Annotated in this window: 1 protein-coding gene; it reads left to right on the top strand. The window is 38.1% G+C overall.

Annotation, left to right across the window (positions count from 1 at the left end; translation table 11 throughout):
- Window positions 1–75 precede the first annotated feature (75 nt).
- On the top strand, window positions 76–1338 hold the full coding sequence (locus AB2U10_RS19120; RefSeq protein ID WP_493820786.1) for an IS4 family transposase: 1263 nt from the start codon (window positions 76–78) through the stop codon (window positions 1336–1338).
- Window positions 1339–1356: the final 18 nt, after the last annotated feature.

Here is a 1356-nt window from a genome sequence, read left to right as displayed (position 1 = left end):
TCAATGCCATTTAGTTAAGGAAAAAAGCATTGAAGCATATTAGGTTATAATGTATAAAATGCTTAAATTTAATACATAATAGAAAGGGGGTTATTTAACCCCCGAAATCGAAATGAGTTAATAAATACTTTACATATCACCCTTTACGATGAACAAAATAATAGACATTATTTTACTGACAGTAAGGGATTTACGAGAAAAAGGAGTTTAACCTTTAAAGATACGGTTTTATTTATAGCCCGCAATATGGGAAAGTCTTACCAGCGAGAGCTTAACGAGTTTTATCAGGCAGTAGAGTCGGAGGACTTTCTGATACAGAAAGTTACCAAGGGAGCTTTTACGCAAGCAAGAGCCAAACTATCTCACACCATATTTAAAAAACTAAGTCAGGTTACCATTGATAAGTTTTACCAGGGTCGTCATCAGGCCTGGGGGAATTACAGACTTTTAGCGGTAGATGGTTCTACTATTGAACTACCCAAGCATAAAAGTATTACAGAAGAGTTTGGCGTTCATGGCTTTGGCCCTAACGCAGATAGTTTTAAGAGCCTGGCCAGGATTTCTTTACTTTATGATGTGATTAACTGTGTCACCCTGGATGCCCAAATAGATGCCTACGCTTGTAGTGAATCGGAACTATGCTACCGGCATCTGGAGCATGTAAAAGAAGATGATCTGGTCATTTTTGACCGCTATTATGCGTCCTTTAAACTTATGTGGGAGCTCACAGAGCGAAAGGCAGCCTTTTGCTTCCGAATGAAAGATCACTGGTTTAAAGAAGTGGAACTTTTTCAGAAAGAGTCTATTAAAGACAAGCAAGTTACTTTTTATTACCATGGAAACCCAATTCCCGTACGGTTAGTAAAGATAGAATCAGAAGATGGGAGCACTCATATACTTTGTTGTTCTATCTTCAAAGAAGAGTGTAGTTTGGAAGACCTCAGAGAACTCTACGGTGCCAGATGGGGAGTAGAGACTCACTACAGAACCTTGAAAAACTGGCTTGAATTAGAGAATTTTTCGGGTAAAACCTCCCATGCTGTCCGGCAGGATTTTTACGCAAAAGTTTTCATCATGAATCTATGTGCAGCACTCACTTATCCTGTTTCCAAACAAATAGAAAAAGAAAAGGCTCTATATCAGGTCAACAGAGTGGATGCTCTCTCTGCTACCAAACATTTACTCATACCCTGTCTCTACCATCAAAAGACAGAAAATTCCCTTAAACAGTTTGACAAAATCGTAGCAAAAGCAGTCAATAAGGTAAGACCAAGCCGTAAATACATAAGAAAGAAAAAACCAAGAGCCAAATTCTCAATGGTTTACAAAAATCTATAGCTTAACTAAATGGCATTG

Origin of the sequence: Leadbetterella sp. DM7 (genome assembly GCF_040829825.2) — a bacterium.
Taxonomy (GTDB): Bacteria; Bacteroidota; Bacteroidia; order Cytophagales; family Spirosomataceae; genus Leadbetterella.
The sequence above is the reverse complement of the archived record's forward strand: the minus strand, read 5'-3'. Positions and strand labels throughout refer to the sequence as shown.